We start from the raw sequence: 15,325 nt of genomic DNA, 5'->3' as shown, positions 1-15,325 counted from the left end.
AGATGGCAGTCCTCATCGACGAAAATACCAAAGTGATCTGTCAGGGCTTTACCGGCTCGCAGGGCACATTCCACTCTGAACAAGCCATTGCTTATGGCACCAAGATGGTAGGCGGCGTGACGCCCGGCAAAGGCGGGATGACACATCTTGACCTGCCCGTGTTCAACTCGGTCCACGAGGCCAAGCATGTGACCGAAGCCAACGCCTCGGTGATCTATGTTCCGCCGCCGTTTGCGGCTGACTCGATCCTTGAGGCGATTGATGCCGAGATGGAGGTGATCGTCTGCATCACCGAAGGCATTCCGGTTCTGGACATGATGAAGGTGAAGCGCGCGCTGGAAGGCTCGAACTCGCGCTTGATCGGGCCGAACTGCCCCGGTGTCATCACGCCTGATGCCTGCAAGATCGGCATCATGCCCGGCCACATTCACAAGCGCGGCTCGGTCGGCGTTGTGTCCCGTTCGGGCACCCTGACCTATGAGGCCGTCAAGCAGACCACCGATGTGGGTCTAGGCCAGTCCACCTGCGTGGGCATCGGCGGCGACCCGATCAAGGGCACCGAGCATATCGACGTGCTGGAGTGGTTCCTGGCCGATGACGAAACCGAATCGATTATCATGATTGGTGAGATCGGTGGCTCAGCCGAGGAAGAGGCTGCGCAGTTCCTGGCGGACGAGGCCAAGAAGGGGCGCAAAAAGCCGACCGCTGGTTTCATAGCAGGTCGCACCGCCCCTCCGGGCCGCCGCATGGGTCACGCGGGCGCGATTGTCGCCGGCGGCAAAGGTGGCGCCGAAGACAAGATCGAAGCCATGCGCTCGGCCGGTATTGTCGTGGCCGAAAGCCCGGCGCAGCTGGGTGAGGCTGTGCTGGAAGCCATCGGTTGACCAGAATTTGACTGCTTTGGGAGGAGCGGTAAACATGACTTTCGGCGAAGCCATTAAAACCTGTTTCTCCAAGTTTTTCACCTTTTCGGGCCGTGCCTCGCGGCCCGAATACTGGTTTTTTTTCCTGTTCATCGTGATCTGGAGCATTATTGCCGGGATCATTGACTGGCAGTTCTTCACTCAGGTCGCAGTGACCGAAACGGAGACTACCAAATCCGTCACGGCCACTTCGACAGGCCCGGTCCAAAGCATCGTCAGCCTTATTGTCTTCTTCCCGCATCTGGCTGTCGCGTGGCGGCGGATGCATGATACTGGGCGCAGCGGGCTTTATGCCTTGTTGCCTATCTTGCTGATCCTCGGTGCGCTGGCTGTTCTGATCTTTGGCATCGGCCTTGCCAGCCAATTCCATGGCGGCACGTTGGATATCCTGTTCACCCGCGCAACTCTTCTTATCGTCATACCGACACTTCTTGTCCTGTTTGTGTCGCCCCTCCTGGTTCTGTGGTGGCTGACCCGCCCCAGCGAACCAGGCACCAACCAATACGGTCCCAACCCATATGAGGTAGCCCAATGACCGAACACTCGCCCAACTCAGCCTTTCATGCCTCCAGCTTCATGCAGGGGCATAATGCCGAATATCTGGAGCAGCTTTACGCCCAGTACACCAAGAACCCCGGCGCGGTAGACGCCGCCTGGGTCGAATTTTTCAAGGCCATGGGCGATGACGCGCCGGATGTGCAGCGCGAGGCCGAGGGGCCATCGTGGGCGCGCAGTGATTGGCCTCCGATGCCAGCGGATGATCTGACGGGTGCGTTGACTGGGGAATGGGCCGAGATCGATGCCAAGGCGGCGGGCAAGAAGATCAAGGACAAGGCCGCGGCCAAGGGCGTTGAGGTCAGCGAAGACCAGATCAAGCGCGCGGTGCTGGACAGTTTGCGGGCGCTGATGCTGATCCGGGCCTATCGCATCCGGGGCCACCTGGCTGCGGATCTGGATCCGCTGGGGATGCGCGCCGCAAGTACCCATCCTGAACTGGATCCAAAGACCTACGGCTTCACCGATGCGGATATGGACCGCCCGATCTTTATCGACAACGTCCTGGGCCTGCAGATGGCCAGCATGCGCCAGATCGTCGAGATCGTGAAGCGGACTTACTGTGGCACCTTCGCGCTGCAATATATGCACATCTCGAACCCGGAAGAGGCCGCTTGGCTGAAGGAAAGGATCGAAGGGTACGGCAAGGAAATCGCCTTCACCAAAGAGGGCCGCAAGGCGATCCTGAATAAGATGGTCCAGGCCGAGGGCTTCGAGAAATTTCTGCATGTCAAGTACATGGGCACCAAGCGGTTCGGTTTAGACGGTGGTGAAAGCCTGATCCCTGCAATGGAACAGATCATCAAGCGCGGCGGTGCGCTGGGATTGCAGGACATCGTCATCGGGATGCCACACCGGGGGCGTCTGAACATTTTGGCCAATGTGATGGGCAAGCCCTATCGCGCCATATTCAATGAATTCCAGGGCGGCAGCTTCAAGCCTGAGGATGTGGATGGATCGGGTGACGTGAAGTATCACCTCGGTGCATCCAGTGACCGGGAATTTGACGGCAACTCAGTGCACCTATCGCTGACCGCCAACCCCTCGCACCTTGAGGCGGTGAACCCGGTGGTTCTGGGCAAGGTTCGCGCCAAGCAGGATCAGTTGAACGACGAAGACCGCACCAAGGTTATGGGCATTCTGCTGCACGGCGATGCGGCCTTTGCCGGACAAGGTGTGGTGGCTGAAGGGTTCGGCCTGTCGGGTCTGAAAGGGCACAAGACCGGCGGTACAATGCATATCGTGGTGAACAACCAGATCGGCTTTACCACCGCGCCACATTTCAGCCGCTCCAGCCCCTATCCAACAGATATCGCGCTGATGGTCGAAGCGCCGATCTTCCATGTGAACGGCGACGACCCCGAGGCGGTGGTGCATGCCGCCAAGGTGGCGACCGAATTCCGTCAGAAGTTCCACAAGGACGTGGTGCTGGATATCTTCTGCTACCGCCGGTTTGGTCATAACGAGGGCGATGAGCCCATGTTCACCAACCCGATCATGTACAAGAAAATCAAGACGCATAAGACTACGCTGTCGCTGTACACGGAACGTCTGGTCAAAGACGGCCTGATCCCCGAAGGCGAGATCGAGGATATGAAGGCCGCCTTTCAGGCCCATCTGAACGAAGAGTTCGACGCCGGGAGAGACTATAAGCCCAACAAAGCCGATTGGCTGGATGGGCGCTGGTCGCATCTGGACAAGAACAAAGAAGAATACATGCGCGGCGAAACCGCGATCTCAGCGGATACGCTGGCCGAAATCGGGACCGCCCTGACCACAGCACCCGAAGGTTTTGCGATGCATAAAACCGTCGGACGATTGCTGGAACACAAGAAACAGATGTTCGAAAACGGGACCGGATTTGACTGGGCAACTGGCGAGGCTCTGGCGTTTGGCTCGCTGCTGACCGAGGGCTACCCAGTGCGTCTGGCCGGACAGGACGCGACGCGAGGTACATTCAGCCAACGCCATTCCGGATTTGTCCATCAGGAAACCGAAGAGCGCTACTACCCGCTGAACAACATCCGCAAGGGTCAATCTCAATATGACGTGATTGACTCGATGCTCAGCGAATATGCGGTCTTGGGATTCGAATACGGATATTCTCTGGCCGAGCCTAACGCTCTGGTCCTTTGGGAAGCACAGTTCGGTGATTTCGCCAACGGGGCGCAGATCATGTTCGATCAGTTCATCAGCTCGGGTGAGAGCAAGTGGCTGCGGATGTCCGGTTTGGTCACGCTGCTGCCGCATGGTTTCGAGGGGCAAGGCCCGGAACACTCATCCGCGCGCCTGGAAAGGTTCCTGCAGATGTGCGGTCAGGACAACTGGATCGTGGCGAACTGTACAACACCTGCGAACTATTTCCACATCCTGCGCCGTCAGCTGCACCGGACTTTCCGCAAGCCTCTGATCCTGGTGACGCCAAAGTCGCTGCTGCGTCATAAACTGGCGGTCAGCACGGCGGATGACTTCACCACAGGCTCCAGCTTCCACCGGGTGCTGTGGGATGACGCGCAGAAGGGCAACTCTGACACCAAGCTGGTGGCGGACGACAAGATCAAGCGTGTGGTGATGTGTTCGGGCAAGGTTTACTTTGACCTGCTGGAAGAACGCGATGCGCGCGGCATCGATGACATCTACCTGATGCGAATCGAGCAATACTATCCCTTCCCTGCGCATTCGCTGATCAACGAACTTGAGCGTTTCAAAGGTGCCGAGATGGTCTGGTGTCAGGAAGAGCCCAAGAACCAGGGGGCCTGGACCTTTATCGAACCCAATATCGAATGGGTTCTGACCCGCATTGGCGCAAAACACACCCGTCCGGTCTATGCCGGTCGCGCAACCTCGGCCTCGCCTGCAACGGGTCTGGCCAGCCAACACAAAGCCCAACAAGAAGCGCTGGTGAACGAAGCGCTGAGCATTGAAGGAAAGTAAACGATGACGATTGAAGTTCGTGTTCCCACGCTGGGCGAGTCTGTCACCGAAGCCACCGTTGCGACATGGTTCAAGAAACCCGGCGACGCCGTTGCAGTTGATGAAATGCTGTGTGAGCTGGAAACTGACAAGGTGACGGTCGAAGTGCCCTCGCCTACCGCAGGTGTGATGGGCGAGATTGTCGCTGCCGAAGGTGAGACGGTGGGTGTCGATGCATTGCTGGCCACCATCACCGCTGGCGAAGGGGCAGCGCCTGCTCCGGCAGCGGCGGCCCCGGCCCCAGCTGCAGCAGCGCCGGCTGCGGCAGGTGGCAGCGTGGACGTAATGGTGCCGACGCTGGGCGAATCCGTGACCGAGGCAACCGTTTCGACATGGTTCAAACAGGTTGGTGACAACGTCGCACAGGATGAGATGCTGTGCGAATTGGAAACCGACAAGGTCTCGGTCGAAGTTCCGGCCCCGGCGGCAGGCGTTCTGGCAGAGATCGTTGCCCCCGAAGGCAGCACGGTCGATGCGTCTGCCAAGCTGGCGGTGATCTCGGGCTCGGCCGCAGGTGTGGCAAGCGCTCCGGTTGCGGCCGCTGCCGCTCCGACTGCTGCCAGCACAGGTAAAGACGTGTCCAACGCACCATCAGCTGAGAAAGCGATGGCCGAAGCCGGTCTGACCGCCGATCAGGTCACCGGCACCGGTCGCGATGGGCGTATCATGAAAGAAGACGTGGCAAAGGCAGTTGCTGCAGCAGCTACAGCCCCAGCGCCTGCGGCGGCTGCCCCCGCTCCCGCGGCGCAAGCTCCACGCGCTCCTGTGGCTGCCGAGGATGAGAGCCGCGAAGAGCGCGTGCGCATGACCCGTCTGCGCCAGACCATCGCCAAGCGCCTGAAGGATGCGCAAAATACAGCGGCCATCCTGACCACCTATAACGAGGTGGACATGACCGAGGTGATGGCCCTGCGTAATCAATACAAAGACCAGTTCGAGAAAAAGCACGGCGTGCGTCTGGGCTTTATGTCCTTCTTCACCAAGGCCTGCTGTCATGCGCTGAAAGAAGTGCCCGAAGTGAATGCCGAGATCGACGGCAATGACATCGTCTACAAGAACTTTGTGCATATGGGCGTCGCCGCTGGTACGCCTCAGGGACTGGTGGTTCCGGTGATCCGCGACGCCGACAGCATGTCCTTCGCAGCGATCGAGAAAGCCATTGCTGAAAAGGGCAAGCGCGCCCGCGACGGCAAGCTTTCGATGGCTGAAATGCAGGGCGGTACATTCACGATCTCGAACGGTGGCGTCTATGGCTCGTTGATGTCTTCACCGATCCTGAACCCGCCGCAATCAGGTATTCTGGGAATGCACAAGATTCAGGACCGCCCGATGGTCATCAATGGCGAGATCAAGATCCGCCCGATGATGTATCTGGCTCTGTCCTATGACCACCGTATTGTTGACGGCAAGGGTGCGGTGACATTCCTGGTTCGCGTGAAAGAAGCGCTTGAAGACCCACGCCGCCTGTTGATGGATCTGTAAGATGGCAACACATGTACTCTGGCAGGCCGATGTGGCCGATTTCGACGCCTGGCTAAAAGTGTTCCGCGAGGATATGCCGATGCGTAAGGCCGCGGGTATCCGCGACCTGCATGTCTGGCGTGATCCCGATCAGAAGGACCATGCGATTGCAATGTTCGAGGTCGTGAACCTAGACAAGGCCCGCGCCTTTTTCGGGTCCGAGGAACTGGCGATGCATCACGAGCGTGGTGGGATTGCGCATATCTCGATCAAGCTGCTGGAACCCGTTTGACAAAAGATATTTCTGACCCACGAAATCGGGTCGGGGAAGTGCCGGGCGACCGGTCGATTTAGGAGAATGTAATGGCAAATTATGACGTCATCGTAATCGGCGCCGGGCCCGGCGGCTATGTCTGCGCAATTCGCTGCGCTCAACTGGGTCTAAAGACCGCTGTGGTCGAAGGGCGCGAGACGCTGGGCGGGACATGCCTTAACGTGGGCTGCATCCCCTCGAAAGCTTTGCTGCATGCCAGTCACCAGTTGCACGAAGCTGAACATAACTTTGCCAAGATGGGTCTGAAGGGGAAATCGCCTTCGGTCGATTGGAAGCAGATGCAGGCCTATAAGGATGAAGTCATCGATGGCAACACCAAGGGCATCGAGTTCTTGTTCAAGAAGAACAAGATCGATTGGCTGAAAGGTTGGGGCTCGATCCCCGCTGCGGGCAAGGTCAAGGTTGGCGATGAGGTGCATGAGGCCAAGAACATCATCATCGCGTCGGGCTCTGAGCCGTCGGCGCTGCCCGGCGTCGAGGTTGACGAAAAGGTCGTAGTGACTTCGACCGGAGCGCTGTCTCTGGGCAAAGTTCCCAAGAAAATGATTGTGATCGGTGCCGGTGTGATCGGGCTTGAGCTGGGTTCGGTCTACAGCCGTTTGGGCGCCGAGGTGACGGTGATCGAATTCCTCAAGGAAATCACGCCGGGCATGGACCCGGAGGTGCAGAAGACCTTCCAGCGCATCCTGAAGAAACAGGGCTTGAAATTCGTCATGGGCGCTGCCGTGCAAAAGACCGAGGCGACCAAGACCAAGGCCAAGGTGACCTACAAGCTGCTCAAAGACGACAGTGAGCATGTGATCGACGCCGATACCGTGCTGGTGGCAACCGGGCGCAAGCCGTACTCGGATGGTCTGGGGCTGGACGCTCTGGGCATCGAGATGACCCCGCGCGGCCAGATCAAGGTTGGGGCCGATTGGCAGACCAATGTGCCGGGTATCTACGCCATCGGCGACGTGACCGAAGGCCCGATGCTGGCGCACAAGGCTGAAGACGAGGGCATGGCTGCAGCCGAACAGGTCGCTGGCAAACACGGTCACGTAAACTATGGCGTCATTCCGGGGGTCATCTACACCTGGCCCGAGGTGGCCAATGTGGGTGAGACCGAAGCGACACTCAAGGAACAGGGCCGCGCCTACAAGGTCGGCAAGTTCATGTTCATGGGCAATGGCCGAGCCAAGGCGAATTTTGCGGCCGACGGATTCGTCAAGATTCTGGCAGACAAAGATACTGATCGCATTCTGGGCGCACATATCATCGGCCCCGCGGCCGGAGACCTAATCCACGAGGTCTGCGTCGCCATGGAATTCGGCGCCTCAGCCGAAGATCTGGCCCTGACCTGCCATGCGCACCCGACCTATTCCGAAGCCGTGCGCGAGGCAGCGCTGGCCTGTGGTGACGGACCAATTCATAGCTGAATAAACGACCCCGGTGGTTATCTCGCCGGGGTCAACCACGCCTCAAGATAAACCTTAAGCCTTTCGCTGAAGCTTGTTGAGGCATGCAACGCACAGAACTTTAGCGACATGGCCTGAATTGCAAATGCCTGCACTCCTTCGGCCAAAAGCTCCGAAGGAACGTCCTGGCGAACTTCTGCATCTTCGAGCCACATCATCACAACGCGAAAGTATCGTTCAAAGAAATATGCGATCGGACCAATCTCGGCTATTGCCGTTGCGCCGGAATACCTGATGAGCAGGTCGAATACATAGCGTTCAACCGTCATGAAGCGGTGCACGGATTCTAGGGCCGCGATGATTTGTGGCACTGATTTTGGTGGCTTTCCGGCCTCTGCCTGATCAAGGCAGGCATTCAGTTTTTCCGCCAGCAGGATTTCCATCAGCGCATCCTTGTCGCGAAAATGCGCAAAGAATGTTCCCTTGGCCACACCTGCTGCCTGAACCACCTCTTCCACGCGCAGAGCTTCGTACCCGCTCTTCTGAATTACGTCCTCGGCGGCTGAGATCAGGCGTGCTCGGGTTTTAAGAGTTCGTTTTTGAATTGGTCTCTGCATAGTGCTTGCTTGCATATTTTGTGACCGTGGTCAAATTTATTATTGACCACGGTCATTTTTTTCGCTTACAAAGTGACCATGGTCAATTTTAGGAGATTCGCAATGCCAGCTAAGAAGATACTCGTCCTCAATGGGCACCCTGCCGAAAGCAGCCTGTCGCGCACCTTTGCACAGACCTACGCAGACGCAGCCATTGCCAAAGGTCACGAGGTTCGCATGGTGCATCTGAGTGATCTGCAGTTCGATCACGACTTTGGTCAGGGAAATTATGAAGATTTCAAACCGCTTGAGCCCGTGCTTGAACAGGTATTGCAGGACATCGAGTGGAGCGAGCACCTGGTCCTGACGACACCGATGTGGTGGGGCGGTCTGCCAGCCAAGCTGAAGGGCCTGATCGACCGGACATTCATCCCAGGACGGACGTTCGATACGCGGAACACAACAAAGATCGGTTTGCCAGCACCGATGCTGAGCGGACGCACCGCAAGGGTGATCCTGACGTCAGATACGCCAGGCTGGTTCATGCGTTTAATCTATCGGCAGGCGCTGCTGCGGCAGCTTCGCGATCAGGTTCTAGGCTTTGTTGGGTTCAAGCCTACCCGCTTTACCTATTTTGCCAGCGCAAGCTATCCGAAACCCGGAAGCGTTGAACGTTGGATCGGCAAAGTGGCCAGAATGGGAGCCGCCGCGCTTTAAAGTTACTATGCGGCAAAGCTGCTACCACATAGTCTTTGCGGCGCGGGCACCCCATTCCTGATCATATTGTGCGCCGCCCTCTTCACCCGATGTCATTTCAGACAGAATCTCGCCAACACTCGGAAGGCCATCGGTTTCATCACGACCGCTCCAGGTTCCGGCTCGGATCAGGGCGCGGGCGCATTGGGTGTAGACCTCGGATACCTCAATCAAAATCACGGTCGCAGGGCGCTTTCCGTTTTTCTCGAAACGGGCGCGCAGGTCGTCGTCATCGGTCAACTGAGCATTCCCATTTACCCGAACCACGTTGTTCGAGCCGGGCACCAAAAACATCAGCGACACTCGGGCGTCCTGAACGATGTTTCGCAGTGAATCCAGACGGTTGTTTCCTCGCCAATCCGGCAGGGCCAAAGTGCCCGGATTCAGTTCCAATACGACTGATCCGTCGTCTCCGCGCGGGCTGCCATCGACACCTTCGGGGCCGACGGTGCTAAGAATACACAGGCGCGAGGCCATGATCCACTTGCGATAGAGCGGAGTAAGTTGCCGCGCCACCTTGCGTATAGATGGCGCACCGGGCGTCCCGTAGAGCGCCTCGAGCGTAGCGATGTCCTTAATGAACTCCATCCGGATCAAATCCCACTTCCTGCATCAATTCGTTCGACCGAGTCTCGATCACGTTTTCCAGCCGCTCAAGAAAGTCATTTCGTGCAACGCCGGGCTCGATTGGATTAAGGAAATCGACAATCGCGTTGCCCGGCTTACGCATGACACCGGTTCTGGGCCAGAAGACGCCCGCATTGGTGGCAACGGGCACGCACGGGAACCCAAGGCCTTCATACAGAACCGCCGTTCCAACCTTGTAGGGCTTGTGCACACCCGGCGCGACGCGCGTTCCCTGCGGGTAGATCACCAACTGTCCGGGTTCGCTGAACTCGCGCGCAACATCTTTGACCATCTTAGCCACCGCCGCCCCTCGTTTGCCGCGATTGACCGGGATACAGCCCAGACGGCGCGCATACATGCCAATGACCGGCGTCCACAAAAGCTCGCGCTTCATGATGAATTTACCGTGCGGGATGGCGTCGAAGATTATGATGATGTCCAGAAACGACTGGTGCTTGGCGCCGATCACGACCTCGCCATGAGGCACCTCTCCGCGCACTTCACAACGAATGCCAACCATCCAGCGGGCCAACCATTTGGTCGTCCGCGCATAGGTCTTGCAGGCGCGCAAAGCGCCACTTTTGGCAAACAGCGCATAGGGGGCAAAGATGATCCCGAGGACCAGCATCCAGGCGTAGATAGTGATCATGAAGATCAGCGACCGGACCCATTGAATGGCCATGAACATCACGAAAGCTCCTTTAACTTGCGCTGTGCTGCCGACCATGTGGCCAGAAATGCAACGGCGGCCCCCAACACTGGTATCAGCACCGGCAGTAGCCATCCAATCCCTTGAAACCCAAGCCCTGTAAGAAATCCACCAGTATCCGAGGCCTCGGGTAGCAGTAAAACACCAGACATACCTAACAGGGTTCCGACGGCCGCCCCGAATAGCGCGCGGAAGGTAAAGCGCCGCACAAAAGCTCTGGCGATAAACCGATCCCGCGCGCCGACCTGACGCAGTACCTCGATAATCTGCGCGTTGGCGGCAAGTGAGGCGTTGGCGGCTAGGGTGATCATAGCGGCAGTAGCGCCACCAATCAGCAGGATCGAAATCCAGCCTAGACGCCGCAGTGAATTGGCCGCATCAACCAATGGCTCGCGCCAGCGGGTGTGATCATCCAGCACCGCGCCCGGCACTTCTGCCCCCAATCTCAGGCGCAGACCAGCCGCATCCAAGCCGGGTTCACCTTCGATGATCTCGATCAGCTGCGGGATTGGCAATGTGTCCAGAGGCAAGTCCGGTCCGAACCAGGGTGACAGCAGCGCGGCCTGTTCTTCACTCGTCAACGCCCGAGCCGAGGCTACACCCGGCGTTTGCTGGAGAACGTTCAAAGCTGCCTCGGTTTGCGCCGCACGTTGATCCGCAGGGGCATTGATCCGCAAGGTCGCAGCCCCTGCCAGTTCCGAGGCCCAACGATCCGCCACACGGCCTGAGGCCAATGACAGGGCCAGTGCAAATACTGCGAGAAATGCCATCGCGCCCGAGACAAACAGGGTCAGCTGAGCAGTGAAACCAGTGGGTGGCACAACGCGATCAGCGCGAGTGTCGCGGCGCAGCAAATTTCGGATCGTGCCCTTGCTCATAGATCCGCCCCCGCAAGTTGCACCCGGCGCTGCGCGATGCGCAGAACACGGGCCTGAACCTGGCTTTTCGCGGCGCGGATCAGGCTTAGGTCATGGGTGGCGATCAGCACGGTTTTACCCATCCGGTTCAATTCGATCAGCAGACGCAGCAGACGTTGAGACATCTCCCAATCCACGTTGCCGGTGGGCTCATCCGCAAGCACCACGTCGGGCGACAAGATGACAGCGCGGGCCAAAGCGGCACGCTGGCGTTCCCCACCCGACAATTCGGGCGGGTGTGCTTCGAGTCTGCTTCCAAGTCCGACCCAGCTCAGCAGCTCGGTCAGGTCGTCCTGCTGCCCATTCTCAGAGCGCCCCGAGACCATAAGCGGCAGCGCAACATTTTCGGCCAGCGTCATGTGATCCAGAAAGCGGCAATCCTGATGCACCACGCCGATCCGACGGCGCAGCAGCGCCATCTGATCACGATCCATGCTGGCGATATCTTCGCCAAAGGCCATCAACCTTCCCGAGGTTGGCAGCAACGCGCCATAGCAGAGTTTCAGCAATGTGGTCTTGCCCGCGCCGGAAGGGCCGGTCAGGAAGTGGAACGAACCCGGCTGCAACTGCAGCGAAACATCGCTCAGCAATTCGCCGCCGCCGTAGGTATAGCTGATATTGTCCAGCTCGATCACGCCTGCCCCCATTGTTCTGCTCACCTCTTGCCCGAGCGCAGCGCTGGATTCAATGCCTCGGGCGGGGCCAATTGGCGACACTTGGCCCGCGAAACCGAAAACACGCTTTGCTGTTGGGTCTTAACGGAATATCATCCCTGAAAAAACTATTATCAGGCCAGCCTTGAAGGCCAGGAGGCAGAATGCGTTTAACGTGTCCGAATTGCAGCGCCCAGTACGAAGTCCCGGACGAGGTGATCCCAGAAGACGGGCGCGAAGTGCAATGCTCCAATTGCGAAAAGACCTGGTTTCAGGAAAAACACCCTGCCACCGGCGAAACAGAGGCCGAGGCAACGCAGGAAATAGACTCACCAGATCCTGTAGAGGTCAAAACAGCGGCCGAAGCGTCTCATGATGAGAGTGCCAGCAAAATAGATCCCGCGGTTTCTAACATCCTAAAGGAAGAAGCCGCGCGCGAGGCTGATCTGCGAGAGCGTGAAGGCAGTAGTCTAGAAAGCCAGCCTGATCTGGCCCTTGACCCACCCGAAGAGCCAAAGGTCAAACCCAATAGACCATCCGCCACTGAATCAGCAGCCGATGCAGGTCAGCGCGATGAGCTACCTGATGTTGAGGCAATCAATTCGGGCCTGCGCAGCGATCTCAGCTCGGACGAGGCTGAAACAGATGCACCAACTCGCAAATCCGGTGGATTTTTACGTGGCTTCGCGCTGATACTGATCATCGGCGTTATTCTGTTTCTGATCTATGGCAATGCTAGCCAGATCAGCGAAGCGGTACCGCAAGCTGATCCGGTGCTGAAATCTTATGTATCAATGGTCGATCAGGCCCGTTTGTGGTTAGAATCACAGACCGGTGGCGCAGGACAGAACTAAAACCTTTCGAGCAAGCGCTTGAGGTACTCCAGCTCAATCTGAGGCCGATCCTGTTCGCCCGTGCGGCGACGGATTTCATCCAGCAGCTCGCGCGCTCGGCGATAGACGTCTTCGCCTTGCAACAGATTATCATCGGTCGAGATCGACCCTGCCGATCCCGGCGCGCGGCCCAACGGGTCGCGGTTGTTGGCTTGCATATCACCCGCTTCCGTACCCTGCCCCGGCTGGTTTTGCTGGTTCTGCGCCATGGCCTCACCCAGTGATCGCATCCCCTCGCGCAGCGCTTCCATCGCTTCAGACTGCCGGTCGATCGCCTCGGCCAGATCATCGCTGCGCAAGGCGTCTTCGGCCTCGTCCATCGCTCGCCCTGCACGGCCCAGTGCCTCACGTGCGGCATCACCTTCAGGCGTGCCGCCACCCGGCAGGCTTTGTTCCTGCCGTCCCAGTTCATCTCGCAGCGCTTGCTGACGATCCGCCAGAGATCCCTGACCTTGCTGCCCCTCACCTGCCTGATCCTGACCCTGGCCCTGTCCGCCCTGACCTTCGTGGCTTTGTCCACGCCCGAGCCCGCCGCTGCTGCCTTCATTGCCTTGACTTTCGCCGGATTGGGCTCCCGGATTGAACTGTTCCTGTAGATCTCGGAAGGCCTGATCGCTCAACCCTTGCTGTTCCCGCAGAGTTTCCGCCAGCCCCTCCATGGCCTGCTGACCTTCGGATTGGCCGCCCTGACCCTGGCCCTGCGTGACGCGCATGTTTTCCATCATCTGTTGGAACTCTTCCAGCGCCTGCTGCGCTTCGGCCATGCGGCCCTGTTCCATCAGCTCCTGAATGCGATCCATCATCCGCTGCAGGTCATCTTGCGTCATCTGCAGCGTTTCGCCGTTCTGGCCTTGTTGGTTCTGACCATCTTCGCCGTTTTCTTGGGCGAGACGCTGAAGCTGTCGCATATAATCCTGCGTTGCTTCGCGCAGCTCTTGCATCAACTCAGCGATTTCCTCATCGCTGGCACCGTTCTGCATTGCTTCGGTCAAACGCTCTTGCGCACGGCGCATCCGCTCCAAAGCGTCAGCCAGTGTTCCGTCCTCGATCAGAACAGCGAGATCCCATAGCGCCTGCGCGATCTCTTCCTGCTGTTTGAGGTTCAGCGCACCGTGCCGATCAAAGGTTTCCAACCGACGCAAGATCACCCTCAGGCGCAAGTAGGCGGTGTCCGAGCGGAACAAATCCTCGGGCAGATGCGAGACGGCACGCAACAATTGTGCAACGCGCAGTGAATTGTCGCGCGACCAGAGTAAATCGCGCCGCTGTTCAGCGACCGCGGCAGCCAGTGGATCAAAGAAACGCCGGGCAGGCAGATCCGCCAAATAAGGCTCGGCCACCGATTCCTGATCTGCCGCATCAACGGCCAAGAGGGTAATTTTCACCGGCAAATGCGCCCAAGGGTGCTGCGAGAAATCCTCAATCAGGTCTTCGGTAAAATCCGTCCTGTCGCCGGTGATCGGCATCGGAAGCTCGACCGTGATGATCTCGCGCGGCTCCGGTTCGGTCGCCAGGCCAAATTCGCGATTCACAGCAGGCAGATTCAACTCGATCCGAGCCGTGCCTGAAATGATGCCATAGTCGTCGGACGCCGCGAACGGTAGTTTCATCTGTCCGCCAGCTTCGGCCTCAGCAGCGCCCGCCACCTCGATCTGTGGTTTTGTGTCCGCGAGTATGTCCAGCGCCCAATCGCGTCCAGCCGGACCTTCGATCCGCAATTGGCCCGAGCGATCGGCGACAAAATCCTGCTCTGGCTCGGTTGCGGCCTCGGTTCCAAGCGGCGTCGTCGTCTCGGTAAGGCTGTGTGCACCAATCTCCCCGTAGAACCGCAGCGTGATGCGGCTGCCTTTGGGCACCGTAAGTGTTGGATCAGTTTGATCAGCAAGGTAAAGCGTCGGCAAGCCCGTGTAACGTGGCGGTTCTACCCAGCCTTCCCAGGTCGGGCCCTGCCCGGCCTGCGCGGTCCCCGGCGTCATGTCCGCCACCGAGCCAATCCGCCAGAACGAACCAAACAGAGCTGCAACGACGAGCGCCAACAATGCAGCATAGCGAAGCGCATAGGGATCGCGAGAGGCCAGCCGCAAGTCGGGTTTCACCGGATCGGCATGTGAAGCACGGTCTGCCATGCGCGCCTGGTGTGCTTGCCACAGTGCCACCGAATCCGCATCCATCGCACCGATTGCCTGATCATCCATCAACGCCTGAATTGGGCGACCGGGCAGGGTCTCATCCAGCCGAACCAACGCCTCGGACCGGGTTGGCAGGTGAAACCGCCTGATCCCCAAGATCGCGGTCGCAATCAACGCTATCAATCCGACAGCCGCAGAAATCCAAACGGTTTCGATGGGCACAAGATCGTGCAGCCCCAGCATCAGGGCCGCCAGCAGCGCCATGAGAATAGAAAAGAGCGGCCAGAAGGCGCGCATCACCTGCTCGGCCAGCATGCCCCCATGCGTCAGCCACAGGGACAGTCTTGGAATCGGCAGGGTCTGGTTCTCGCGCAAGGCGGGCCTCCTGATCCGGCCCGCGCG

14 protein-coding genes are annotated in these 15,325 nt (G+C 58.7%); 8 read left to right on the top strand and 6 right to left on the bottom strand.

Annotated features, from left to right (window positions below; all coding sequences use genetic code 11):
* Positions 1–2: 2 nt before the first annotated feature.
* The 6 genes from sucD to lpdA all read left to right on the top strand — a co-directional run bounded on the left by sucD (position 3) and on the right by lpdA (position 7,664).
* Positions 3–884, top strand: a complete 882-nt coding sequence (gene sucD, locus ACR0MQ_RS09115; protein ID WP_010443702.1) for a succinate--CoA ligase subunit alpha — start codon at positions 3–5, stop codon at positions 882–884.
* A 34-nt stretch (positions 885–918) separates the two neighbouring features.
* The gene (locus ACR0MQ_RS09110) at positions 919–1,458 is read left to right on the top strand and encodes a DUF805 domain-containing protein (protein WP_170474228.1); all 540 of its coding nucleotides are present in this window, start codon (positions 919–921) and stop codon (positions 1,456–1,458) included.
* A complete protein-coding gene (locus tag ACR0MQ_RS09105) occupies positions 1,455–4,412 on the top strand; it encodes a 2-oxoglutarate dehydrogenase E1 component (protein ID WP_170771953.1) in 2,958 nt (985 codons plus the stop codon). Before ACR0MQ_RS09110 ends, ACR0MQ_RS09105 begins: the two co-directional genes overlap by 4 nt.
* Positions 4,413–4,415: 3 nt before the next feature.
* Complete coding sequence (gene odhB / locus ACR0MQ_RS09100; protein ID WP_170771955.1) at positions 4,416–5,933, top strand: 2-oxoglutarate dehydrogenase complex dihydrolipoyllysine-residue succinyltransferase; 1,518 nt, start codon at positions 4,416–4,418, stop codon at positions 5,931–5,933.
* Position 5,934: 1 nt separating this feature from the next.
* Positions 5,935–6,204, top strand: coding sequence for a hypothetical protein (locus ACR0MQ_RS09095; protein ID WP_010443693.1), 270 nt, complete (start codon positions 5,935–5,937; stop codon positions 6,202–6,204).
* Between the two features lie 71 nt (positions 6,205–6,275).
* Positions 6,276–7,664 (top strand): dihydrolipoyl dehydrogenase, encoded by a 1,389-nt coding sequence (lpdA, locus tag ACR0MQ_RS09090; protein ID WP_170474220.1) that lies wholly within the window; start codon positions 6,276–6,278, stop codon positions 7,662–7,664.
* 17 nt (positions 7,665–7,681) lie between these two features.
* Here lpdA and ACR0MQ_RS09085 read toward each other — a convergent pair whose 3' ends face one another.
* On the bottom strand, positions 7,682–8,260 hold the full coding sequence (locus ACR0MQ_RS09085) for a TetR/AcrR family transcriptional regulator (RefSeq protein ID WP_480607485.1): 579 nt from the start codon (positions 8,258–8,260) through the stop codon (positions 7,682–7,684).
* Positions 8,261–8,362: 102 nt separating this feature from the next.
* Here ACR0MQ_RS09085 and ACR0MQ_RS09080 point away from each other — a divergent pair, with 102 nt between their 5' ends.
* The gene (locus ACR0MQ_RS09080) at positions 8,363–8,956 is read left to right on the top strand and encodes an NAD(P)H-dependent oxidoreductase (RefSeq protein ID WP_170474215.1); all 594 of its coding nucleotides are present in this window, start codon (positions 8,363–8,365) and stop codon (positions 8,954–8,956) included.
* 21 nt (positions 8,957–8,977) lie between these two features.
* Here ACR0MQ_RS09080 and ACR0MQ_RS09075 read toward each other — a convergent pair whose 3' ends face one another.
* Genes ACR0MQ_RS09075 through ACR0MQ_RS09060 form a run of 4 tightly spaced genes read right to left on the bottom strand, consistent with a single transcriptional unit; the run spans position 8,978 to position 11,883 of the window.
* On the bottom strand, positions 8,978–9,583 hold the full coding sequence (locus tag ACR0MQ_RS09075) for a pyridoxamine 5'-phosphate oxidase family protein (protein WP_480607481.1): 606 nt from the start codon (positions 9,581–9,583) through the stop codon (positions 8,978–8,980).
* The gene (locus ACR0MQ_RS09070) at positions 9,570–10,310 is read right to left on the bottom strand and encodes a lysophospholipid acyltransferase family protein (protein ID WP_010443682.1); all 741 of its coding nucleotides are present in this window, start codon (positions 10,308–10,310) and stop codon (positions 9,570–9,572) included. Before ACR0MQ_RS09070 ends, ACR0MQ_RS09075 begins: the two co-directional genes overlap by 14 nt.
* Entirely contained in the window at positions 10,310–11,209 is a 900-nt protein-coding gene (locus tag ACR0MQ_RS09065; protein WP_170771960.1) for an FtsX-like permease family protein, read from the bottom strand. The genes ACR0MQ_RS09070 and ACR0MQ_RS09065 overlap by 1 nt, the downstream gene beginning before the upstream one ends.
* The gene (locus tag ACR0MQ_RS09060) at positions 11,206–11,883 is read right to left on the bottom strand and encodes a cell division ATP-binding protein FtsE (protein ID WP_170544904.1); all 678 of its coding nucleotides are present in this window, start codon (positions 11,881–11,883) and stop codon (positions 11,206–11,208) included. Before ACR0MQ_RS09060 ends, ACR0MQ_RS09065 begins: the two co-directional genes overlap by 4 nt.
* A 182-nt stretch (positions 11,884–12,065) precedes the next feature.
* On the opposite strand from ACR0MQ_RS09060, the gene ACR0MQ_RS09055 reads away from it, so the two are divergent.
* Complete coding sequence (locus ACR0MQ_RS09055; protein ID WP_480607477.1) at positions 12,066–12,755, top strand: zinc-ribbon domain-containing protein; 690 nt, start codon at positions 12,066–12,068, stop codon at positions 12,753–12,755.
* Here ACR0MQ_RS09055 and ACR0MQ_RS09050 read toward each other — a convergent pair.
* Entirely contained in the window at positions 12,752–15,238 is a 2,487-nt protein-coding gene (locus ACR0MQ_RS09050) for a TIGR02302 family protein (protein WP_480607747.1), read from the bottom strand. The two genes, ACR0MQ_RS09055 and ACR0MQ_RS09050, sit on opposite strands and share 4 nt — an antisense overlap.
* Positions 15,239–15,325: the final 87 nt, after the last annotated feature.

The sequence above is a fragment of the Ruegeria sp. AN6 genome (genome assembly GCF_056540425.1).
Note: the sequence above shows the minus strand (reverse complement) of the source record. Positions and strands in the feature narration are given on the sequence as shown.